At 58.7% G+C, this 21,434-nt stretch carries 21 protein-coding genes; 9 read left to right on the forward strand and 12 right to left on the reverse strand.

What is annotated here, in order from left to right:
- The first annotated feature begins 40 nt into the window (after positions 1-40).
- Genes hisF through G3256_RS17805 form a run of 5 tightly spaced genes read left to right on the forward strand, consistent with a single transcriptional unit; the run spans position 41 to position 3,617 of the window.
- Positions 41-799: an imidazole glycerol phosphate synthase subunit HisF gene (hisF, locus tag G3256_RS17785; protein ID WP_169642094.1), complete on the forward strand. Its 759-nt coding sequence runs from the start codon at positions 41-43 to the stop codon at positions 797-799.
- Positions 796-1,407, forward strand: a complete 612-nt coding sequence (gene hisH, locus G3256_RS17790; RefSeq protein WP_169642095.1) for an imidazole glycerol phosphate synthase subunit HisH — start codon at positions 796-798, stop codon at positions 1,405-1,407. Before hisF ends, hisH begins: the two co-directional genes overlap by 4 nt.
- Positions 1,404-2,615 (forward strand): UDP-N-acetylglucosamine 2-epimerase, encoded by a 1,212-nt coding sequence (gene neuC, locus G3256_RS17795; protein ID WP_169642096.1) that lies wholly within the window; start codon positions 1,404-1,406, stop codon positions 2,613-2,615. Before hisH ends, neuC begins: the two co-directional genes overlap by 4 nt.
- Positions 2,615-3,274: a class I SAM-dependent methyltransferase gene (locus G3256_RS17800; protein ID WP_169642097.1), complete on the forward strand. Its 660-nt coding sequence runs from the start codon at positions 2,615-2,617 to the stop codon at positions 3,272-3,274. Before neuC ends, G3256_RS17800 begins: the two co-directional genes overlap by 1 nt.
- A 22-nt stretch (positions 3,275-3,296) precedes the next feature.
- On the forward strand, positions 3,297-3,617 hold the full coding sequence (locus tag G3256_RS17805; RefSeq protein ID WP_169642098.1) for a hypothetical protein: 321 nt from the start codon (positions 3,297-3,299) through the stop codon (positions 3,615-3,617).
- Here the strand turns inward: G3256_RS17805 and G3256_RS17810 are convergent.
- From G3256_RS17810 to G3256_RS17820, 3 genes are read right to left on the reverse strand one after another with little or no spacing between them, the layout of a single operon-like run.
- Complete coding sequence (locus tag G3256_RS17810; protein ID WP_169642099.1) at positions 3,604-4,344, reverse strand: class I SAM-dependent methyltransferase; 741 nt, start codon at positions 4,342-4,344, stop codon at positions 3,604-3,606. The two genes, G3256_RS17805 and G3256_RS17810, sit on opposite strands and share 14 nt — an antisense overlap.
- Positions 4,341-5,390, reverse strand: a complete 1,050-nt coding sequence (locus tag G3256_RS17815) for an N-acetylneuraminate synthase family protein (protein ID WP_169642100.1) — start codon at positions 5,388-5,390, stop codon at positions 4,341-4,343. The genes G3256_RS17810 and G3256_RS17815 overlap by 4 nt, the downstream gene beginning before the upstream one ends.
- A 10-nt stretch (positions 5,391-5,400) precedes the next feature.
- Positions 5,401-6,477 carry a GNAT family N-acetyltransferase gene (locus tag G3256_RS17820; protein ID WP_169642101.1) on the reverse strand — a complete coding sequence of 359 codons (1,077 nt, stop codon included), beginning with the start codon at positions 6,475-6,477 and terminating at the stop codon, positions 5,401-5,403.
- Between the two features lie 225 nt (positions 6,478-6,702).
- Between G3256_RS17820 and G3256_RS17825 the strand changes: the two genes are divergently transcribed.
- Complete coding sequence (locus G3256_RS17825; protein WP_169642102.1) at positions 6,703-7,341, forward strand: sugar transferase; 639 nt, start codon at positions 6,703-6,705, stop codon at positions 7,339-7,341.
- A gap of 11 nt (positions 7,342-7,352) precedes the next feature.
- On the opposite strand, the gene G3256_RS17830 is transcribed toward G3256_RS17825, so the two are convergent.
- From G3256_RS17830 to G3256_RS17860, 7 genes are read right to left on the reverse strand one after another with little or no spacing between them, the layout of a single operon-like run.
- A complete protein-coding gene (locus G3256_RS17830) occupies positions 7,353-8,171 on the reverse strand; it encodes an aldolase (RefSeq protein WP_169642103.1) in 819 nt (272 codons plus the stop codon).
- Positions 8,172-8,213: 42 nt separating this feature from the next.
- Positions 8,214-9,971, reverse strand: coding sequence for an asparagine synthase (glutamine-hydrolyzing) (gene asnB, locus G3256_RS17835; RefSeq protein ID WP_169642104.1), 1,758 nt, complete (start codon positions 9,969-9,971; stop codon positions 8,214-8,216).
- Between the two features lie 21 nt (positions 9,972-9,992).
- Entirely contained in the window at positions 9,993-12,671 is a 2,679-nt protein-coding gene (gene gcvPB, locus G3256_RS17840) for an aminomethyl-transferring glycine dehydrogenase subunit GcvPB (RefSeq protein WP_169642105.1), read from the reverse strand.
- 40 nt (positions 12,672-12,711) lie between these two features.
- Positions 12,712-13,206 (reverse strand): hypothetical protein, encoded by a 495-nt coding sequence (locus tag G3256_RS17845; protein WP_169642106.1) that lies wholly within the window; start codon positions 13,204-13,206, stop codon positions 12,712-12,714.
- On the reverse strand, positions 13,203-14,687 hold the full coding sequence (locus tag G3256_RS17850) for an aminotransferase class I/II-fold pyridoxal phosphate-dependent enzyme (protein ID WP_169642107.1): 1,485 nt from the start codon (positions 14,685-14,687) through the stop codon (positions 13,203-13,205). The genes G3256_RS17845 and G3256_RS17850 overlap by 4 nt, the downstream gene beginning before the upstream one ends.
- 55 nt (positions 14,688-14,742) lie before the next feature.
- Positions 14,743-15,519 (reverse strand): glycosyltransferase family 25 protein, encoded by a 777-nt coding sequence (locus G3256_RS17855; RefSeq protein WP_169642108.1) that lies wholly within the window; start codon positions 15,517-15,519, stop codon positions 14,743-14,745.
- Positions 15,516-16,727 (reverse strand): O-antigen ligase family protein, encoded by a 1,212-nt coding sequence (locus G3256_RS17860; protein WP_169642109.1) that lies wholly within the window; start codon positions 16,725-16,727, stop codon positions 15,516-15,518. Before G3256_RS17860 ends, G3256_RS17855 begins: the two co-directional genes overlap by 4 nt.
- A gap of 168 nt (positions 16,728-16,895) precedes the next feature.
- On the opposite strand from G3256_RS17860, the gene G3256_RS17865 reads away from it, so the two are divergent.
- Both G3256_RS17865 and G3256_RS17870 read left to right on the forward strand, forming a co-directional pair.
- Positions 16,896-17,936, forward strand: a complete 1,041-nt coding sequence (locus tag G3256_RS17865; RefSeq protein ID WP_169642110.1) for a hypothetical protein — start codon at positions 16,896-16,898, stop codon at positions 17,934-17,936.
- Between the two features lie 44 nt (positions 17,937-17,980).
- The gene (locus tag G3256_RS17870) at positions 17,981-18,364 is read left to right on the forward strand and encodes a hypothetical protein (RefSeq protein ID WP_169642111.1); all 384 of its coding nucleotides are present in this window, start codon (positions 17,981-17,983) and stop codon (positions 18,362-18,364) included.
- Positions 18,365-18,892: 528 nt separating this feature from the next.
- Here the strand turns inward: G3256_RS17870 and G3256_RS17875 are convergent.
- Positions 18,893-20,062, reverse strand: coding sequence for a hypothetical protein (locus G3256_RS17875; RefSeq protein ID WP_169642112.1), 1,170 nt, complete (start codon positions 20,060-20,062; stop codon positions 18,893-18,895).
- A complete protein-coding gene (locus tag G3256_RS17880; RefSeq protein ID WP_169642113.1) occupies positions 20,055-20,633 on the reverse strand; it encodes a hypothetical protein in 579 nt (192 codons plus the stop codon). Before G3256_RS17880 ends, G3256_RS17875 begins: the two co-directional genes overlap by 8 nt.
- Positions 20,634-20,854: 221 nt before the next feature.
- Between G3256_RS17880 and G3256_RS17885 the strand changes: the two genes are divergently transcribed.
- The gene (locus tag G3256_RS17885) at positions 20,855-21,097 is read left to right on the forward strand and encodes a hypothetical protein (protein WP_169642114.1); all 243 of its coding nucleotides are present in this window, start codon (positions 20,855-20,857) and stop codon (positions 21,095-21,097) included.
- Positions 21,098-21,434: the final 337 nt, after the last annotated feature.

Here is a 21,434-nt window from a genome sequence, read left to right on the forward strand (position 1 = left end):
CGGTGCTTTAGAACAGATGTGTCATACTGTGGAAGGCCCCATGAAAAATCTCCGCTTCATAGCAAGGCTTGATGTCAAAGGCGAACATCTGGTGAAAGGAATCCAGCTTGAAGGTTTACGCAAGCTGGGCCGGCCGAATGACTATGCGCGCCGGTACTTCGCCGAAGGAATCGATGAAATCCTGTATATTGATATCGTCGCATCCCTTTATGAACGCAATTCACTGCTTCCGATCATTGAACGCGCGACCAACGACATATTTGTGCCGATCACCGTCGGCGGAGGCATCCGCTCGCTGGATGACGCACGCAATGCGCTTGAGGCCGGCGCAGACAAAGTGGCCATCAATACTGCGGCCCTGAGACGCCCTGAGCTGATCAGCGAAATCGCTGAAGCTTTTGGCAGTCAATGCATGGTTCTGGGGATTGAAGCCAAGAGCAAGGGCCCGGGCCAGTGGGAATGCTATTTTGACAACGGTCGCGAAAAGTCAGGTCGCGACGTGCTAGACTGGGCAAGTGAAGGTGCCGAGCGGGGTGCAGGAGAAATCCTGCTGACGTCTGTTGATCGCGAAGGTGGTCAGAAGGGGATGGATACAGATCTTATCCGCGCGATCTGCGATACCGTACCAGTGCCCGTGATCGCGTCCGGTGGGGTCGGCACGCATGAACATGTGGCGGATGCGATCGGTGCAGGTGTTGACGCAATCGCCATGGCGCATGTGCTGCATTACGAAAAAATCGGCGTGGCCTCAATCAAGGAGCGCGCGATTTCCGAGACCGGCCTGGATATTCGCGCATGACGAAAGTTTCTGTTCTCAACTATGGCATCGGCAACCTCAAAAGCGTCGTTCGCGCCCTTGAGCATGTCGGGGCGGATCTGACCATAATCACCGATGCGGCGGAAGTTCGCGCCGCAGACCGTCTGGTTTTGCCAGGTGTCGGGGCGTTCAGCCACTGCACCGGACGCCTCAGGGAGCTTGGTTTATGGGATGCGTTGTCGGACTATGTTGCTGGTGAACGTCCGTTTCTCGGGATCTGCGTTGGAATGCAGCTGATGATGCAGGCCAGTGAAGAATTCGGCCTGCATGAGGGGCTGGGCCTTGTTCAGGGACGCGTGGCGCGCCTGCCGGATGAGTTAGGACAGAAAATACCCATGGTGGGATGGAAAACGACAACGCCGTGTGCTCCCTCTGCGCTTCTGCCGCAAGGAGAGAATCCGTCTTTTTACTTTGTGCACTCCTTTGCGGCGACAGGCGTGCCTCCTGAGAGTGTTCTTGCAACGTATCGCTATGGCGCGTCAGATATAGTCGCGGCGGTCGGAACCGGAACAAAATTCGGAACACAGTTTCATCCCGAAAAAAGCGGCAGGGCTGGCCTGGCCCTGCTCGAACGATTTGTTGCGCTGTGACGGTCCGTCGCATCGCCTTCGTTACAACAGCGCGCAGCGATTACAACACCATGTATCCGGTGATGCGCGCGGCAAGCGTCGATCCGGAAATTGACGCCCGTATCTTCTGCGCAGGCATGCATCTGGTGCCGGCCTTCGGCAACACCTGGCAGCAGCTTGAGGCCGATGGTCTGAACATCGCGGAAAAGGTGGACTTTCTGACTGACAGCGACCGCGCACAGGACTTCTCCGAGGGTCTGGGACTGGGCGTTGCTGCTTTCACCCGGGCACTGTTACGGCAGAAACCCGATATCATCTGCGTGTCCGGCGACCGGATCGAGAACCTGTCGCTGTTTGTGGCAGCGACCGCACTCGGCATCCCCCTTGCGCATATGTGCGGCGGAGACATCACAGAAGGGGCGCTCGACAATCAGATCCGGCATGTGATGACCAAGCTCGCGCATCTTCACTTTGTCTCGATGCCGGAGCACGCCCGGCGGGTCATACAGATGGGCGAGGAGCCGTGGCGGGTGACGCTGACCGGAGACGCGGCGATCGACGTGATTGTGGAGCAGCCCGTGCTCAGCCGCGCGGCACTTTCTGAAAAGATCGGTCTTTCCGGGGACGAGCCGTTTTTTCTTTCCACCTATCACCCGCAAACCCTTGGCGAGGATACGGCAAAGGAACAATATACGCTTCTGCTCGACGCGCTCGCAGACGTGCCCGAGCGCCCGGTGATGATCCGGCCCAACATTGACCCCGGCTTTCGCGTGCTGGCGGAAATGCTGGAGGATTTCCGCGCGCGCCGCCCGGATGCAGTTATCCGTACCTCCTTTGACCGCGGGGATTTCTACGGGCTGATGGCGCATGCGCGGTTCATGATCGGCAATTCCTCATCGGCACTCTGGGAGGCGCCGAGCTTTGCACTGCCGGCGATCAACGTAGGCAAGCGGCAGGCCGGCAGGGTTGCGGGCGAAAACGTCATTCACATAACCGGGCTCGACAGGGGCGAGTTGCAAACCGCGCTCGCACGGGCACGCTCGCCTGATTTCCGTGGCAGTCTGCAGGGCATGACGAACCCCTACGGCGAGGGAAAGGCATCTGAACTGACCCTTGAGTGCCTGAAAAAAACGCCACTCGGCCCGGCGTTGACGTTCAAAAAATTTCATGAGATCGAATTTGATCCGATGGCTCTCGGGCTGGGCCTTGCATCACGAAAGGACACCTGATGGATGAAGTCTGGGAAAACCTGCATGCGTCGCGGCACTGGGGAAAATACCCTGCAGAACCGCTGATCCGCAAATGTATGCGTACCTGGCGTGACCCTGCCGCGCGTGCGCAGACCCGGGTGCTGGAACTGGGTTGCGGCGCCGGTGCCAACCTGAGTTTTTTCATCGCCGAGGGGTTTCAGACCAGCGGTCTTGATGGTGCACCGACCGCGATCCGGAATGCCCGCGCGCGGCTCTCTCCCATAGTTTCAGAGGGGCAGACGCTTGATCTGCAGGTGCAGACCTTTGACGATATCCGGTTTCCCGACGGCGCCTTTGATCTGGTCGTCGATCACTATGCTATCTACGCGAACCCGGTTGACACCATCACCACCACCTATGCCCGCGCCCGAGACCTGCTGACCCCGGGCGGGTATCTTTATTCAAACGTCTGGGGTCGGGAAACCACGGGTGCGGCAACCGGCGCGATGATCGAACCCGGGACCTCGAAAAACCCGGAAACCGGCCCCTGCGCCGATATGGGGATCTCGCATTTCTTTACGCATGCTGAGATCGAAGAGCAGTTTGCCGGCTGGAGCGGTCTGGAGATCACCCGGCGCACGACCGAGGAGCCGGACGGCACCTTTATCGAGGAATTCACAATCTGGGCACAGAACTGAAATGGCGGCGGGCGATCAGGTTATGAACGACGCGCTGAGCATTCTGCACAGGATGCCCGGGCTTAGTAAGATCCGCGCGCCGGGTGCGACGCTCAGTACCGATCTGAACGGCCCGCTGGTTATGGAGGCTGAAACGCTCGCCCGGCTTAAAACCGGCAGTGAGCCGGCGCGCGAGGACCTGCAGGCAGTAATTTTTGCGCTGGACCTGCTGGCCGCCGGTGCGCCTGACAATGATCTGATATCTTATGATGCGGACATTCAGCGCGTCGCCGGAAAGCTGCGCGAACGGTATTCAAGGCGCTTTAAGACATCGGCCTACGCGGATCCGGTCACCCCGGCCTGACCGCTTCAAAGAAAAGCTGGCCTTGTGTCGGATCGGCGCTGACCGCGCCGGTTGTATAGTCAACAGCCAGCGATGAGGCGATGTCAAAACCCGCGGTTGTGAGCAGATCGCGCATTTCCGCGGGTGTAAAGAAATGCCCCGATGCAGGGTAATCAGTGCCGTCGATCTGCCAGTTGAAGCGGACGTCCCCGCGCGCGTAATCCGGCGAGATCCTGTCCACAAAGCGCCGCCACAGAGATTGCAGCCGCCCGTAGCCCGCGTAGTGGCGGTTGTTGACGTCGATGAAGAGCCGGCCACCGGGTTTCAGCAGGGAAAAGAGCTCTGCCAGCAGTTCCCGCCGCACCTGCGTACCCGGCACATGGCCCAGAACATTCCAGAGGCAGATGATCGTATCGACGGGCGGCAGATCCTCGGACCAGTCCGCGCGGTCCACCAGAAATACACGCTCCGCCGCGCCGAGCGTCTCGCAGCGTGCGACCATTTCCGGACTGACATCCGCCTGGAAAAAGACCGCGGGCCGGGTTCGGGCCGCAACGGAAGCTCCCCGCACCCCGTCGCCCGATCCGTAATCGAGCATCGCGCCGGCGCCGTTTATGAGAGCATCACAGACGAGGTTATCCACCGACGAGATATAGGCCGCTTTGCCGGCGCTGTAGTCGCGGTACTTTTCGGCAAAGGCGTCGTAAACGACTGCGGCCTCGCTGTACCTCCCTGGCGTTTCGTTCATAAATCAGACCATTGCAGAGGTGCGTCTTCGTCCTTGTCGTTCTTCAGTGCACGGCCAAGAACTTTATCAAGATCAAAGGGCTGGATACCGTTCAGCGGTCGTTTGAAGGCCAGATCCGCCTCAGTGATCACATGGCCCGCGCGCAGGGGGTGCCGCGCGACGATGCTTTTGCGAATGAGCGGCAGCTGCGGCAGCTCGGAGGGAACGGGCACTTTGATGCCGTCGCCCAGAGCCGCGCGGGCCCCCTTCATCGCCGCCGTCATGGCGGAAAGCTCATCGGGTTCAATGGAGGCACGGTGATCGGGACCTTCCATGGTGCGATCAAGCGTGAAGTGTTTTTCGATCGCGCAGGCCCCAAGTGCTGCGGCGGTGATGGGCGCGGTGATCCCGCGCGTGTGATCTGAATAGCCGACGGGATATCCGAAAGCACGTGCCATCGTGTCCATCGCGCGCAGGTTCACCTCTTCCAGCGGCGCAGGGTATTCGGAAACGCAGTGCAGAATGGCAAGCTCCGGATCCGGTTTCGCCTGCTCAATCACGCGCACGGCGGCGGCCACTTCTTCCAGCGTGCTGGCCCCTGTTGACAGGATCATACCCACGCCCGAGCGCGCAATCTCCGCCAGAAACGGGTGATGCGTCACCTCGGAGGAGGCAATCTTTACCGCCTGTACACCCAGATCATTCAGCAGGAATGCGAGGCTTTTGCTCTCAAAAGCAGTGCACAGAAACGGGACCTGCATCTCGCGGCAAAAATCACGCATGGCGGTCAGCTGTCCGTGGGACAGCTCCAGCGCTTTGGCCATTTCAAGCTGGCCGACCTCTGAACCGGTGGTGTCTTTCTGATAATTGGCCTTCTCTGCATGCACCGAAATTTCTTCTTCCGAGATGAAGGCCTGGAATTTGACGATATCGCCGCCCCGCTGCGCGATCTCACGCACCATCTGCTTTGCAAGATCGATGTCGCCGTTGTGGTTCACCCCGATTTCGATGATCGAAACCGCCCGGTCCGTGGTGGCAAAGTCATAGCTGATGGTATCAAAGTTCATATCTCATCTTTCAGGTCTGCAGGCGATAGCGTGGAAAAAAATCTGTCTGCCGCGGCGCGCCGGTTTTCCGGATTTCCTGCTCTTTTACAGCGTGTGTAAGCGCGTCGTAAGCCGACCGGTCAAGGATCCGCCGGGTACTGAATAATGGAAGTGTCTGTCCGGAGAAAGCAACTTTGAAGCGGTAGAGCGGATCGTCCTCATCGGTGCGCCCGCCGCCCATGTGAAACCATGAAAATCCCTGCGCATGAGCCCAGATCAGACTGTCGAGCAGCAGGAGCGTCGTGCCGTTCAGTTTGCGCGCGTCCGGGTCCGAACAGGAAAAGTGGTAATAGACCGTGTCGTACATGTGGATGTGAAACACCGATGCAATGATCTGTCCTCCGGCCTCAGCATGAAAAAGGCTGACGTGCTCCGCGCCCAGCGCATCACGGCAGTTGTGAAAATAATTTTCCGGAAAGTGCCAGAACGCGCGGGCACCCACCGTCTGCATCGTAGCAAGGTAGCGGTGATGATAAGCGTCAAGATCCCCGTCCGAGAGGTCTGACATGACTACGCGCACGCCCGCCTTGCGCGCGGCCAGTGCGGCCTTGCGCTGGCGCTCGTCGATGGCGGCCCAGATTGCGGAGAGCGGCTTTCTGAGATCCGCCACGACGACTTCTTTGCGATAGTCAAACTCTGTGCCGTCCGCACAGAGAGCTTTCTGTGCGTCAGCAAGCATCGGATGCAGCAGGCAGAACTCCGCCACGGCCCCGGTATCGGACGCGTGCTGCTGGAAAAACGCGGCGAAATCAGCGCGGTCCTGAGCGTCGGGCGTACCCGTGCAGAGCGGGCCGCCGTACCCATAGACCGACGACATGTCATGATAGTCGGTGTCGGGCACCGGACGCACCATAACGGGCTGAAACATCACACCATTCGCGGTTTCCAGAACAATCAGGCGTGCCTCATCCGAGGGATACGTCAGCTCATAAATACGCATGTAATCAGGGTGATAGTGGATATCGCGCTGCCCGGGCGGCAACCGGGCGAGCAGGTCAAGCCATGCTGTACGGTCCGCACCCCGCGTGCTCAGAACGCGACCACTCATGGCCGCAGCACCCGGGTCAAGCGGCACGAGGCAGCGGCCACAGGCAGGTGTCGACGATCTGAGGGCAAGGGTATCAAGGGAGCGGACAAAACATGTTGCTGAATATCACCTCCTTGATACGGGGCCGCCGGACGGATGGCAAACGCCGGCATAGCGCATATTCACATTCACCCGCCGTTTGGCTATGCACGCGCTCAGACGCCGGGAAAAAGAAAGACCGCTCTCGTGACGCAAGACACATTTACAACCCGCCCGTCCGACCTGCTCATGAGGCTGACCGATATTGTGATCAGCCTCGTTTTGCTGCCGTTTTTTCTGCCTGTTCTGTTGGTGGTTACGTTCTTAATCCTGCGCGAGGACGGCAAACCGGTGTTTTTCCGCCAGACGCGGATCGGGCGGGGTTGCCAGCCGTTTGATATGCTGAAATTCCGGACCATGCGACATGACCCGGCGCGCGCCTCGGGCGCGGTTGCCGAAGGGGCTGACCTGAAAAGCGCGCGGGCGCAGTTTCAGACCGCTTCAAAGTCAGACAACCGGATCACGGTTACCGGGCGCATTCTGCGCTCCACGCATCTTGATGAGCTGCCGCAGCTTCTGAATGTGCTTAAAGGCGATATGTCGCTGGTGGGCGTCCGGCCGGATGTGCCGGTGCAGCAGGCCGATTACACCCCTGAGGAGTGGGAAATGCGTCACCGTCTGCGCCCGGGCATCACCGGCCTCGCGCAGACCGATCCGGGCGGCACAACAGCGCCGGGCAGCCGCACCCGTCTGGATCTTGAGTGGGTCCGGACCCGGTCATTCGGCCTTTACGTAAAGATCCTCTTGCGCACCTTCCGCAATGTGCAGGGCCGCAAAGGTATCTGAGGCTTCAGGCCTCAGCCAAGAGCAGCAACGCGCGCCCGGAAGAGTTTTCTGTTTTCCTCAAGCTGCCCGGGATGCCCGACAAAATCGTGATAGATCCGGCGCAGCTTTGCGATCTCGGCCGGGAAATCCATCGTCCGCTGCAACGTCTCCGGATCAGGGGCGCGGCGATGAAAAGTGCGCGACAGGATTGCAGCCGTCGATCCGAGCCGGACATGCTCGCCCAGCACCAGTTCAGGAGGAACAGCACCCTCACCTGCCCGTGCGACACCACCCAGACCGAAGGGGATGCCGGCACCCCTCAGTGCAGCAGCTGCCTCTTCCAGAACGCCTTCGGCGAGGGGGGTAAACATCATCGGATCGCCGCGCTCAAGGTGCAGGTCGTTCAAACCGATGTGCAGATCCGTCAGGGGCACTTTTCCGATCATCTCCGGGAGGGCGTCAACCGCGCCAACGGTCTCGAAAAGCGGCACCGCCTCTGCGCGACCGCCCAGAAGATCGAAGAACCGGCTGAGCGTGTCTGTGTCATGGAACATCGGGAGCATCACAGCATCAGCGCCCCGCGCCAGCACCTCGTCAATTTCATTGCCTGAGCCCTGGTGCAGCGGATTAATCCGCACCAGCAGATTTGCATCCGGCGCCGCCTCGCGCAGCGGGGTGATATCCGCGCTGCGCAGTACCGACTGCACCGTATCCAGATGACCCTGCCGGTCCGCTTTGCCCATCACCTCAAGATCAACAAAGAGCCGGTCCACCCCGTGTGCTGCGACAAAGGCCGCAATCCCGGGATGCTCCACGATCATCAGGAACCTGAGCTCAGGTGTCGGCATCATAGGGCCTCTGTTCCGGTGATCAGCTGCGCCACATCTGCGTCCTCAGCCCGCCGCAGACAGGTTCTGCATCCATCTTGCGGTCATCAGCAGGGTGCGCAGTTCCCGGGTGTGGTTGGCCTTTTCCGCAATGTGATCCGCCAGCATCTGCTGCGCGCCTGAGACATTGTAGCGGCCCGGATCGAGCGTTGCGATCGTGTCTTCTGCCCAGCCTTTCAGCGGGCCCTTGATCCATTCGCCGATCGGCATTGTCGGCATGGATTTCTGGCGGAACATCAGGTCGCGCCCGTAGTGCCGCAGGCCGTAGTCCTTGAGGAAATACTTGCTGACCCCGTCGCGAATTTTGTCCTGCAGCGGCATCCGTGCAAAGGCCTCGGAGATGCGGTGATCCATGAAGGGCGAGCGCCCCTCAATCGATTGCCCGGCGCCCATGCGGTCGGTCTTGATCAGGTTGTTACCCGGCGAGAGTGAGGTACATTCATAGGCTGCGATCTGATTGACCGGTTCCAGATGGCGCCAGGGGGCGAGGATTTCCTCAAAGACATCGATGGGTGTGGCCATGGTGGCCTGAAAATCAGGAGTAAGCACCCGTTGGCGCGACGCTTCCGGCATGAAACAGATGCGCGAGAAGTAGTCTGTAAGCGGAAAGTTCGTGCGGGTCCGGGAGGCAAAAAACGCCTGATTGTGCGAAAAGCCCGAGAGCACCTCGTCAGGACCGTCGCCGTTGAAGGCAACGATGACACCGGCATTATGGGCCGCCTGACAGAGCTTGCGGATCAGGAAAAACGAAAAATCACCATGCGGCTGGTCGGCGTGGTGCAGTACCGCATCAATGTTTTCCGGCACGATCGAATTGTCATAGGTCAGTGGCTCCAGATCGATCATGTCGAACTGGCTGGCGACCTGGCGCGCCAGGTGAAATTCGCCGTACCCTTCTTCGCGGCAATCCAGACCGAATGCGAGCATGCGCGGCTCGTTCCAGCGCCGGTGCAGGTGGGATGCAATGACCGAACTGTCGACACCGCCGGAGAGAAAAAGGCAGCCCTTCACGTCAAAACGCATCTGAAGGCGGATCGCATCGTCGAGAAGCTCGCCGAAAGCATCATGGCTCATCGTCTCATTTTCGGTGCTGAGCGGCCAGGACCACCATGAATGCGCCGTGCGCGACCCGTCCGGGCGCAGCTCCAGCCATGTGCCTGGCGCCAGATGGGTGATGCCCTTGTAGCAGGTGCGCGGCGGCGGGCAGTAATTGAAGCTGTGCATCAGGTTCAGGCCGACGTCATCAATGACCGGCTCGACACCGGGCAGCGACAGGATCGATTTGATCTCCGAGGCAAAGGCAAAGCCCCCCTCCGGCAGATCCATCAGATAGCAGGGTTTGATCCCCTGGCGGTCCCGCGCCAGCATGCCGCGGTTCTCTTTGGTGTCCCAGAGGCAGAAGGCGAACATCCCGATCAGGTCTTCCAGCATCGCCGGGCCCTTTTCACGCCACAGATGCACCAGCACTTCGGTGTCGCAGCGGGATTTGAACTTATACCCTTTTGACTTCAGGTCCTCGCGCAGTTCGATGAAATTATAGATCTCGCCGTTGAAGACCACCCAGACGGTATCGTCTGTGTTCGACATCGGCTGGCCACCGTTTTCGGGGTCAACAACCGCCAGACGCGCATGTCCCAGCAGCGCCGGACCGATCTCCACCACGTCCTGCTCATCAGGACCGCGGTAGGATATGCATTCAATCATCCGGGCGACGTCATCCGCGGTGTACCGCGGGCTCCCGATCACACCTGCTATTCCGCACATCTGGTTCTTCCTTACCTTACTTCAGACCACCAGCCGGGCAACCGGGCTGGTGTGGGGGGCATTTCCGGCAACTGATGCGTCTTCGCGGGCCTCTTTGAGGATATCCGTGATGATCCGCACAAGCCGGTCAAGATCCGCCTTGCTTTCCGTTTCCGTCGGCTCAAACAGCATCGCCTGAGCCATGTCCTCGCCATAATAGACACAGCCGGCGCCAACAAGGGTCGGCGGGTGCACGTCAAAATCGATCATGCGTTTCGCCAGATCAAGAGTGGACACCGGCAGCCTGCTGCCGTCCAGAAGCGCCTCGTGCATGCAGGGTCGGTCAAAGACCGGCGGGATGACCGGTTCCAGCGCCCGCATGAGGTAATTGGCATTGAGCACCGCATCTGCCGAGGCCTGTTTCAGCCCGTCCGCACCCAGCGAGCGGATATAGGCCCAGGCCCGCAGCAGCACTGAGACATGCCCGTACCACAGCTTGATCCGCAGAGGATCCGGCGCCAGCGGGTCGCTGAGGCCAGGTGTCAGATATTTCGCCAGAAAAGCGCGCACGCTGATCGGACCTGCACCCGGGCCACCGCCCCCGTGCGGTGTCGAGAATGTTTTATGCAGATTGATGTGAGCGATATCAAAGCCCATGCGCCCGGGCGATGTGTGCCCCATCAGCGCGTTCATATTGGCCCCGTCGTAGTAAAGCAGCGCGCCGGCCTCATGCACGGCCGCTGCCAGATCGCCGATTTCTTCCTCAAAAAGGCCAAAGGTCGAGGGATTGGTGGTCATCACGACGGCGGTACGCTCCGAGAGTACTTCACGGAAAGCCTGTGCATCCATCAGCCCGTCGGCGCGGGTCGGCACGATCCGGCAGGTAAATCCGACCATCGAGGCGCTGGCGGGGTTGGTGCCATGGGCGCTGTCAGGAATAATCACTTCGGTCCGCAAGGTTTCTCCGCGGTCTTCGAAGTACCGCCGGGCAATTGTAAGACCTTTGAGTTCGCCATGCGCCCCCGCCGCAGGCGTCAGATCCACCGCGTCAAGACCTGTCAGAGCAGCGATCGCAGTTTTCAGTTCATCGTAAATCCGGCACAGACCAGACAGGGTTTCCGGTGGCTGCAGGGGGTGCAGCGCCTGAAATCCGGGCTGTTCGGTCAACAGGTCATTGCGCTTTGGATTATATTTCATCGTGCAGGAGCCAAGAGGGTAAGACCCTGTATCCACGCCGAAATTATTCCTGCTGTACATCGTATAGCGCCGAACGAGCCCCACTTCCGGCACCGGCTCAAGATCGGGGTGGCTGTAAAAGCCATCGTCGGTTGCCGGCACTTTGACGGGCTCAGCCAGTGCTTTATGCGCGATATTCAGGGCGTCACATACGGCCGCGACATAGGCCCGGACCGTCTCGGCGCCCGTGGTTTCGGTTGTCGCAATAAGAAGCTGCGATGGCGTCAGCCGGGGGTGTCTCTCCATCGGAACACCTGCGAAAATGCCGGCTGCGCCGAGACCGTCCACGACTTTATTCCGACGCTCAAGGGTTCCGAAATCGGCAACAAATTCGTTAAAGACTGCGCCACTCAGGGGCAGCGAAACGCCCGGCAGTGCTGCAAGAGCTGAGCGCAGTGTCTGTGCCGCCCGGGCAGCGCGCGCGGCGAACCCCGCGATCCCCTGACTGCCGTAGAGCGCCATATAGGCGCCTGCCCGCAACGCATTAAGCGCCTGATTCGAACAGATGTTAGAGGTTGCCCGGTCTCGCGCCACATGCTGTTCGCGGTCTTCGTAAACGAGGGCCAGCGCCGGCCGCCCGAAGATGTCACTGACGCGGCCGATCAGTCTTCCGGGAGTGTAACGGCGCAGTTCATCGCGACAGGCGAGGATACCAAGATGAGCGCCACCGGCGAACATATGCAGCCCCAGCGGCTGGCCTTCAAAGACCAGAATATCGAACAGGTCCGCAGGCCTCGGGCCGTCCCGGAACACCAGATGCGGATGCATCGCGCCGATCATCAAAGCGCCGGTATCCCGCGCGATCGCGCTCAGTTTCTCTGCGCGCTCCAGCACGCCGAAAGCATTGGGACTCTGCAGAACGATGGCAGCAACATCATCTCCGGGCGCATCATCACGGGTTTCGCCGGTCACCGGGTCCGCATCAAGCGGCACGATCTGCACCGACCTGCCGCGGCAATAGGTATCCAGAACCTCGCGGTACTGCGGCAGCAGGTTCGGGGACACTGCAATTTTCTGCCTCCCGGTTTTCTGAACGGCCATCCAGGTCGCTTCGGCCAGCGCTGTCGCACCGTCGTAATGAGAGGAGGTCACGACCGGCAGCCCTGTGACGGCGCTGATCTTTGTTGTAAAATCATTGAGGGCGGAGAGCAGGCCCTGGCTCATTTCCGGCTGGTAAGGGGTGTAGGCCGTCAGAAACTCACCGCGCGCCGCGATGGCGTCAATGACCGCCGGAACATGGTGTGCGTAAACGCCGGCCCCCAGAAAACAGGCGTATTCGAGGCAATCAGTGTTTTCCTGCGCCCGGGCGCGCATCTCGCGGGTCAGCTCCCATTCGCTCAGGGCCGGCGGCATATCGGGTAACTCGCTGAGCCGGAACTCCGTTGGGATCTGGCGAAAGAGAGCATCGCCATCGGGGAGCCCCAGCGCTTCAAGCATCACCTGCCGGTCAGCGTCGCTTACCCCCTGCAAGGCCTGATCCCACATCAGTGACACCCTTTTTGCGCCATGCGGGCCGCCCAGGCCATCATGATGAAAAACCCTGTCCGTAAAGCGACAGAACGCTGCCAATCAGGGGGCGGAAGGTATCCTGCAACAGCGCTGTGCGGTCGGTTCCCTGCGGCAGCCGGTCCAGAACCTGGCCGATCTCTGATGCCGAAAACGGACCGGGCAATCCGGCATCCGCACGTCCGGTAATCAGCGTGACATTATCACTTCCGGCCAGTTCTTTCAGCGCAGGCAGGTGATCAGTGCCCGGCGCGCCGGCCGCCCTGACAGTCTGGTGCAGGGCGCCGAAACGTACGCTGGCACTCAGAGCATCCGTGTCGCTGGCCAGGGCATAGCTGTGTACCGGGTCGGTCTGATAGAGGCTCAGAAACCCGAGAACCACGATATCTTCCGGGCGGCCGGCGAGGGCGACACCCATGCGCGGCGCGGTGATCGCCTGGCGCGTCAGATCGTCAAGCAGACAGATCAGCTGCGCCTGAACAGCGGAGGGCATCACAGGGCCAACCGCGTTCATGCGGCGATCCTGTGGGTCAGTACGTCGCGCACGGAGGCAATGACACCGTCCTGCTGACGCGCAGTCATGGCCGAGCCGGAAGGCAGGCAAAGAGTACGCAGAAAGAGCCCCGGGCCCACGGCAAGCGTCTCACTGTGGGGCTCAAACTCCGCACCGCGCAGAAGCGGCTGCATCTGCATCGGTTTCCAGGCGGGTCTGGTCTCAATGCCGCTGGTCCGGAGCGACCGCATCAGCTGATAGGCGTGCACGCCGGTTTCGTCAGGATCGAGAGAAATGACTGTCAGCCAACGGTTTCCAAGGGTCCCGGGCAATTCGGACTGAAAGGAAACGCCCGGAATATCTCCCAGCCCGCTCACATACCTGTCGTGAATTTCGCGGCGGGCGGTCACGCGATCGCGCAGCACTTCCAGCTGGCCGCGACCAATGCCGGCCAGCACATTGGACATCCGGTAATTATAGGCGATTTCGGAATGCTGATAGTGCTCTGCCGGATCGCGACCCTGCGTGGCCAGCTTTTGCGCACGGCGGATCAGATCGGGACGGTCCGACACCAGCGCTCCGCCCCCGGATGTCGTGATGATTTTATTGCCGTTAAACGAGTAAACACTGAGCAGCCCGTGCGCGCCCGAGGCCAGGTTTCCGCAGGAGGCACCAAGGCTTTCTGCGGCATCTTCGATGACCGGCACATCGTATTGCGTTGCGAGCGCCATGATCGCGGCCATGTCCGCGGGCTGGCCGTAAAGGTGCACAACGACAATAGCTTTGGGCAACTGCCCGGCTTTTGCGTCACGCGCGAGGGCCCGCGCAAGGGCCTCCGGTGACATGTTCCAGCTGACCGGTTCCGCGTCGATCAGCATCGGTGTGGCACGTTCATAAAGCACCGGCTGAACCGTCGCTACAAATGTCAGATCGGATACGTAGACGCGATCACCCGACCCGATATCGAGGACGCGGAGCGCCAGATGCAGGCCGGCTGTCCCGGAGGATACCGCAAGCGCGTGGGCGCGTCCGGATACCCGGCACAGCGCTGCTTCAAACTCCACAAGATTAGAGCCCGCCGGGGCCACAAAGTTCTCATCAAAAGCCAGTTTGACATAGGCAGCTTCGGCATCACCCATATGCGGCGGCGACAAAAACAGCGTCCGGGTCAGGCTGGTGCGGTCGGCAAGACCGGTCGGGCGACCGTCCTCATCGGTCAGAACGATCACATCGATACCTTTGTTGTCCAGCTCCATGATCAGGTCGGCCTTGCCCGTCCCCTGCAACATGGTGACCGGCGATGTGCCCTGCAGGTCTGAGATCGGGTCAGTCATGGCAAGCCCGGCAATCAGCCCGCGCCGGATATCTCCGTCGGTGACAGTTCTGAGAACGCGACCGTTGTCGTCCACCACAATGCAGAGCTTTACACCGGCTTTCTCAAGCGCCGAGACCGCAGCCCGCAGATCATCACTCTGACGCAGGAGATTACTTTCAGGACGCATAAAAACTATCCGCTAGAGGTGAAGGAAGCCTACCGTGGCGCGAAATTGAGCGCAATCATCCAGTCCACTTATTCCAGAATGCCCGCGATATCGCACGGGACTGCCGGCGCACTTCGGCCGACTTTTCCTGCCATGCCGGCGTTTTGCCGCGTTTGTTTTTCGCACCGGATGAAACAGACGCCAGATGGATATCGCTTTCGACACCGAGGATCGTGAAAGGGGCCTGGTCATACCCCAGCCCTTTCCCGCTGTCCGACATCAGCCGACGGAACATGTGATCGACGGGCGCGACGGGTTGCGAAGCCTCCTTGAGGAACCTCTGAGCTCCGGCGCGCGACCACAGCAGCGCAGTGGCGATCACCGGGAAATAATAGGCGCGGCGCAGCACACGTCCGGAGGGCAGTGTGGCAATATCGCGAATGACCAGCCGCGGGGGCCGCACAAGATTGACGCATTCCCAGCCGGGCAGATCGCCGCGGAGAAGGAAATCAGCCGTTTCTGCAACAGTGTCCCAGGCGTTTTCGAGCGCGCGGAAGTCATCTTCGAAAATGAGACCGGCCGGGGCACCACTGTCCACGAGCGCACGCGCAGCCGCGACATGGGACAGATAGCAGCCGATCTCACCGCTGTTCATGCCGGATCCGAAAAACCGCCGGGCATGCGCGTCGTTATACTCTGCAAACTCTCCGGGACTGCGCCCGCGACCATCCACTGCCTCGATGCGCTCGAACGTCAGGCCGGCCTGCGCAAACTGACCGGTCGCCGAGGCAAGCCGCGCATCGCTGCCCTGCAAGTTGATCACATACCCCGGGATTTCGCTGAGACTGGTCACGAGGTTTCCCCATGGCGAAGAGCTTCAAGGAAGACAAGGGACCACAAGAGGGTCAGCGTGGTTGTAAAAGCGGAAATATCAACGAAATAGACGTTGTTCACCGCCGCCGTGCCCAGCAGACCCAGGGATGCCAGCAGCCCGACCTGTCTGCGCTGGTGCGCGCGCGTGGCCGTGAGGGCGCCGTTGTTCCGCCATCCCGCAATGGCAGGCGACAGCAACAGCAGCGTCATCAGGAGGGCAGCCGGCAACCCGCCGGCAACCGCATGTGTCAGAAATTCGTTGTGCAGATGTGACAGTTCGATCGGGAGTTGTTCTTTACCCTCAAATGCCGCTGAGAACCGGTTCTGGGGGCCATAGCCGAAAAGAGGTGCGGCACCTGCTGCGTCAACGCCCTCTCGCAGCATGGTCCGGCGCAATCCGACCGACCATTCGGGCACTTCCTGAGAACCGGAGATACCGTCGACGAGAGCGGTGTATCGTGCCGACTGTGAGGGCAGTGCATACATCGCCACCACCGCCAGTGCCAGGGCCGCGGCAATGGCGCCCGCTGCCGGCATCCGCACGCGGACACCCGGCCCTTCGAGAAGTGCACCGGCAACCCGTAGGACGCCGAGGACAATAATACCCAGAAACAGGCTTCTTGTCTGAACCAGAGCCCCAAGGCTCCAGACCATAAAAGCGAAGCCTGTAAGTCCTGCGATGAACCACCGCGTATCAGGTGCAAAGCGGTCAAAGGTCAGCAAAAGAGCCGGTAACAGCAGCAGAACCGCCAGATTGAACGGGTTCCCAAGCGCGAGTTCCGCCTCTGCGATGCCTGTCGCGCGCACTTCGACCCACATGACCGCGAACAGCGTGAAAACCAGCAAGACAAGACCCCGGTAAAGCAACCTGACGTCGATCCTGACAGGACGACGGATGAAGAGGTATGCCATGACCGGCAGAGCCATAACCGGCAGCGTGTCGAGCACCGGTTCCGCCGCACCCTCCCCTGCAGCAACCGATCGCAGGCAGATGTACGCTCCATAGACGATGCTCAGAAGCATAAAAGCACGCAGCGCGCCGATGCGATCGCCGGTTTTATCCCGGGTAAGTGGCAGCAGAAAAACAGAAAGAAATGCAAGCGCCTTGCCGACAAGCGGTATGCCCAGCCAGATCAGCGACAGCATCGCGGTGCCGGTCAGAAAACCCGGCTTTCTCGGACGTGTCATCGGCATTTCTGCTCCGGCCCCATGAATAAAAGCTTCCTAGAACAGGCCAAAGGAAACCACCAGAGCATCTGTTACCAATTCCGCAAGGGGATTTCTGATGGTGGCAGTCTGGACCTGTTGCTCTATCAGTGCCATTTTCGTCCGGAACGCATTTGAGAGAGAACAGATTTGGGGGTTTCTTCCATCAGGGCAATTTCCGCCCCGCTGATCCTGGGGCTCATCTGTTTTGCCCTGCACACCATCCTTGTGCTTGCCGGTCTTTCGGATCTGCATCCGTGGAGCCAGGTAACATATCTTTACGACGCAGGATGGAGCGTTCGGAACTGGGGCTTCGCTCCTGAAGATCTGCCCGCAGAACTGCAAAACTGGGACGGGATCCGGCCTGACGCACATAAGGCGCGGTTTTTCCTGATGTGGCCGTTCATGGCGCTGGCGGACGAGGCCGGCCTGCAGACTGCGGAGCTTCTGACCTTTCTGAAACCGGTTTTTGCAGCGATCACAATCTGGGCCGTAGCGAGGGTGGTCAGGCACAAAAACGGCGCAATCAGCTTTTTGTCCGCCGGTGCGCTGTTGCCGCTGGCCGGACTGATCGCTGTCATGGACGGCAGACTGGTTTTTGCGCTTTGTGGATATGCACTGCTGATATCTGTCTTTTTCGGGCCCGGAATGCAGGTGCTGTCTGCCTCTCTGCTAAGCCTTCTCGCGATCTGGCTGACATCTGTCACCAGCGGCACATTCTGGTGCGCGACCCTGACACTTTTGCTGGTGAGCCTGCTGGGGATACGTCAGGAAGGCAGCCTGAACGAAAGGCTCAAAGGTCTGATCCCACTGGCCACGGTGCTGATGGTATTCTCAGGCGGCCTGCTGGATGCGCTTAAAAAAGTAACTGAGTATTATGGCGGTGTGTCCGGTCTTCTTTCCGGCGCCATCAGCCACGGACCAGCACAGTTTCTGGGTCAACACGCTGCCGTCGGCGCGGTACTTGTAATCGTTTGCGTTACAGCAGCAGTATCTGCCCTTATCTGGCTGAAAATACTGCGCGTACCCAGATCAGAACCGCTGCTTCTGGTCGCAGCCGTGCCGCTGATACTCGGGGTGACGGGTCTCTCCGTTCTCGTTCTCGCAGCGGTACCGGTCACGATGGTTATTGCAGTATTTGTCCCGCGGCTGGTGTCCGGACAGAAACCCGATGCCCACAGACTGCCATAATCCGCCCGGTCACAGCATCCGGAACGACTGGCGGGCCGCATTCAGTGCACGTAGGAAAGCCCGGCGGCGATATCGGTCCCGTTCTGGACAGCCCTGCAAACAAGGTAATTGAAATTGTCGTTCGCATTGCTGCTGCCAAACACGGCGGCGCAATGGGAGGCAGCTCTATGGGCGGGAGCATTCAGACTGCGAATATTGCCTCAGAACGCGCTCGAAACATGCTGCGCAATCTCAGAAATGACCGGGCGCGGCAGTTGCTCATGGATGCGATTGAAGACCCGGATTTATTCAAGACGCTGTTAAGGACGCCGGAGAGCATCCGTTTATCAAAACCACATCAGAACAGGCTTGCTCCCTATTTGATTGCAGCCATTGCCGCCGGTGTTGGGCCGGAAGAGCGAGCAAGAGAAATCTCTGAAGCCCATTGAGCGCATTTTATGTACGAATGACCTTTCGCCCTGCCTCTGTGATTCAGTATCCGACACCGCCGCTCCACCTGTAAGGTCCCTTGGATATCAGTCCAAAATCTTCAAGCTGACCCAAAGTCTTTTCGCCAATCCCGGGAGGAAGAGAGCCCCTCATTATAAAGTTATTTGTCCCTCCCACGCGGCCATCTTCATAATCGCATTCATACCGGAGCGCGTTGAGCGCCTTAATCATTCTTTTTGTCAATTCAGCTTTCATCTAAACATCCACATTTCAGCGGCGATTGGGCAGCGATATGCACAACGCGATGACCTGAGCTCTACCCACATTTCCTAAGCTCTCCAAAGAGCTATTGGTCAGTCCATAATGAAGATGCGCCCGAAACGGAACGCATCTTGGACCTCCCGTGCAGGGACAAGGTTCTTGGCCGCTCACGATTACAGGTTCTGACAACCACTAAACCGTGCTCGCCAGAACCGCTTTTGGGATGATGGGGATTGGGCTACAACACATTAGGCGCCCGCTCAGGACTAATTTGAAAAACTGGCTAGTTCCGTTAAGTCAGAGCAATGCGTGACAAAGCCCTGTCCTCGCTTCAAAAGCCAGTCGCGTAGCTGATCCGGAGCTTGCGCACAGCTTAGCGCTTCCTTTTTCAGCCCCGCCTCGGCCTGAACGTAAACTAATCCGGTGAACACTGCCTCGTTATCGAAAGAAGTGTCTGTCACTCCGAGAACAACATCATTGATTTGCTGGTTATTAGGGTCAAAGGACGGAACCAACTCTTCAAGTGCGGTTGCGATGCGCTCTATCATCTGATCGTTAATCCCCACTTCACTGGCGCGGGTCCAAAAATTGTCTCCGGATTCCAAGATGGGGACAGCGAAGGCTTCGCGGCTGACATTACCTACGATAACACGCTCAACGAAACCTTGCGCCACATGACTTAAGTGTAACACGTTCTGGGGTGCTGCCATCTCTTCCATGACAGCGCCGGAAACTACACTTTCGCGCCGGGCAGCAGGCCGCTCGCCGTACTCGTGCACCGCCAGTTGAGCGTATAAACCATAATCCTCTTGAGCAAATATATCATACTGCCGGTCGAAGGCTTCGAGGTTCCAGCCCGCACTCACAACTTGTGCAACGGGGTTCCGGTAAAGCGGGTCAGCGGGGCCGACGATATCTTCCTCAATGCCCTCTTTCTTGTGCATCAGATCCTCGTTCTCAAGAAACTCCGGGCCAAATGGCAGGAGGCCCGTACCCCTCAACGGAATCGAATTATTTGCATCGTCAGAAGGTTCGGAAGTACCTATGTAAAATTCGCGCCCGTCACCCTCGCTTTGCAGCTCATGTGACAAGACAAATCCGCCGACTATACACGCTGCCAAAGCCCCGGTTTTGCAGTGCTCAAAAATCTGCGCTAACCTGCCTGTATTGACCGGCTCGCCCAAAGGCTTTTTCGCAAAATCGTCTACGGCACGCAATTCTTCTTCTCCCCAGATTTCTCTGACACGAACGCGAACTCCTTCATGATTGTGCTCATAGAGTTCCTCCGCACTCATGCCGGGGGCTGGCTTCTTCTCGGGCGAAAAAATGTCGTCAAGGAGGTCAAGTGCTTCTGCCACCTGTTCGTCCGCCAGCAATGACATCTTAGATTTCTTGTCATCTTCACTGGTGATGATTTCTTTCAGGACTTCAAACATTGTTCGAACCTTCCCCTTTATTTTCGACTGTCTGGGTTTCATTACTCAAGAGCACGGACAACATTCGTTCCTTCCTGTCAAAAAAGGTACTTTCCGGTATCTCCCAATACACAGCAATTTCCTTTTGACTTTTGCAGCCTCGTTTCAGAACTGCTTCGAGTATCTTGAGATACAACTCAGCCAGCGTGTCACCGTTGGCAGCATCGTAGCTCTTCAAAGTTCGGAACTGATCTCGTCTCTCAAATGCTCTGTTTAAGGTTTCATGGTTAAAGTCTCTGCGTTCTTCCAAGCGCTTGGTAAGTTCCGGGACAGAGCCAACGCGCACCGCCTGAGACATTCTTTCGCTGGAAATTAAGCTTTTGGCGGTCTGGATAAGGTGGGCTTCCAGTTTTACCGTTTGAAATTTCCAAGGCCTTTCGCCGGACAACGTCTTCGTGACGGCGGCACTGGAAATGTCATCTGGGTCAACAGCGCCCCGGCTCTTTGAATAGACACGGACTTTCGCTTTGTATTCCATCCATTCTTCTGGAGAGACATCTTCCAGTGCTTTCTGATAGTCGGTCACTTTCATAGATTTCACTCCGACTGAAGTTGCAGATCCTTCTGACTAAGTATGCTCTGAACAACGCGGAAAATCCGGGCAAAACGAAAAAATATTCTCCCGGATAATTTTTCGACTCAGAGACATACCCCTTTGAGAACGCAATTTTCAGAATGCGTCTGCACCGCGAACAGGCTCCTTTGCAGAGAACTGCCGCTGTTTGCAGACGCTGACAAAGGAGCAAGTCAACTATGAAATCACCTGTCACATCAGCATTAGAAGTCGGATCAAAGTCCGTGTATCTGGCACTCGGCATGGCAAAAACCAGCGCAATGGAAATGGCCATCTCACCGATCAATGAAACCGCAGGCTCAGTTGTTGAGCTGGAGGATTTTATCTCTGTGGGATACGAGGTTGCGTTCAGCGCTTACGTCGTGCTGTGTCTTTCGAAGGCAATCGCTCACTGGAGGAAGAGTAAGTCAGCACAAAAATGAAGCCTGAAGCATCGGTTGCGACGCTAGCAATACCGTGCCTGAGGCAGGCGGGAGCGAGCACCAGCAGGTTCCAGACCGCGATACCGGCCCCCGGAGTACCGTCGGCAATGGAATTCAGCCTTACATGATGCCGCGTAGTGTTTAATTTGTGGCAAAGCCGTGGAAATTACTACGGCTGGCTTGGCGGTTTTATGGCGACACCGTCTCCGACTGAAACATCACCTGATCGAAGAAACTGGATTCCCCGGCCTTCCAGGGCAATGCGAATTGCCTCCGCACTGGAGTGGTGCAGGCCACCTTTGCCGGTTTCAAACCTGCTGACGGTCGTAAACGATAC

This window comes from Roseobacter ponti (assembly GCF_012932215.1).
In the GTDB taxonomy this organism is placed as follows: domain Bacteria; phylum Pseudomonadota; class Alphaproteobacteria; order Rhodobacterales; family Rhodobacteraceae; genus Roseobacter; species Roseobacter ponti.

What these genes read in the sequence shown, in the direction of transcription:
- hisF (WP_169642094.1), top strand. Translation starts at nt 41, where the DNA reads ATGAAAAATCTCCGCTTCATAGCAAGGCTTGATGTCAAAGGCGAACAT.
- hisH (WP_169642095.1), top strand. Translation starts at nt 796, where the DNA reads ATGACGAAAGTTTCTGTTCTCAACTATGGCATCGGCAACCTCAAAAGC.
- G3256_RS17800 (WP_169642097.1), top strand. Translation starts at nt 2,615, where the DNA reads ATGGATGAAGTCTGGGAAAACCTGCATGCGTCGCGGCACTGGGGAAAA.
- G3256_RS17805 (WP_169642098.1), top strand. Translation starts at nt 3,297, where the DNA reads ATGAACGACGCGCTGAGCATTCTGCACAGGATGCCCGGGCTTAGTAAG.
- G3256_RS17810 (WP_169642099.1), bottom strand. Translation starts at nt 4,344, where the DNA reads ATGAACGAAACGCCAGGGAGGTACAGCGAGGCCGCAGTCGTTTACGAC.
- G3256_RS17815 (WP_169642100.1), bottom strand. Translation starts at nt 5,390, where the DNA reads ATGAACTTTGATACCATCAGCTATGACTTTGCCACCACGGACCGGGCG.
- G3256_RS17820 (WP_169642101.1), bottom strand. Translation starts at nt 6,477, where the DNA reads ATGAGTGGTCGCGTTCTGAGCACGCGGGGTGCGGACCGTACAGCATGG.
- G3256_RS17830 (WP_169642103.1), bottom strand. Translation starts at nt 8,171, where the DNA reads ATGATGCCGACACCTGAGCTCAGGTTCCTGATGATCGTGGAGCATCCC.
- asnB (WP_169642104.1), bottom strand. Translation starts at nt 9,971, where the DNA reads ATGTGCGGAATAGCAGGTGTGATCGGGAGCCCGCGGTACACCGCGGAT.
- gcvPB (WP_169642105.1), bottom strand. Translation starts at nt 12,671, where the DNA reads ATGTGGGATCAGGCCTTGCAGGGGGTAAGCGACGCTGACCGGCAGGTG.
- G3256_RS17845 (WP_169642106.1), bottom strand. Translation starts at nt 13,206, where the DNA reads ATGAACGCGGTTGGCCCTGTGATGCCCTCCGCTGTTCAGGCGCAGCTG.
- G3256_RS17850 (WP_169642107.1), bottom strand. Translation starts at nt 14,687, where the DNA reads ATGCGTCCTGAAAGTAATCTCCTGCGTCAGAGTGATGATCTGCGGGCT.
- G3256_RS17860 (WP_169642109.1), bottom strand. Translation starts at nt 16,727, where the DNA reads ATGACACGTCCGAGAAAGCCGGGTTTTCTGACCGGCACCGCGATGCTG.
- G3256_RS17875 (WP_169642112.1), bottom strand. Translation starts at nt 20,062, where the DNA reads ATGTTTGAAGTCCTGAAAGAAATCATCACCAGTGAAGATGACAAGAAA.
- G3256_RS17880 (WP_169642113.1), bottom strand. Translation starts at nt 20,633, where the DNA reads ATGAAAGTGACCGACTATCAGAAAGCACTGGAAGATGTCTCTCCAGAA.
- G3256_RS17885 (WP_169642114.1), top strand. Translation starts at nt 20,855, where the DNA reads ATGAAATCACCTGTCACATCAGCATTAGAAGTCGGATCAAAGTCCGTG.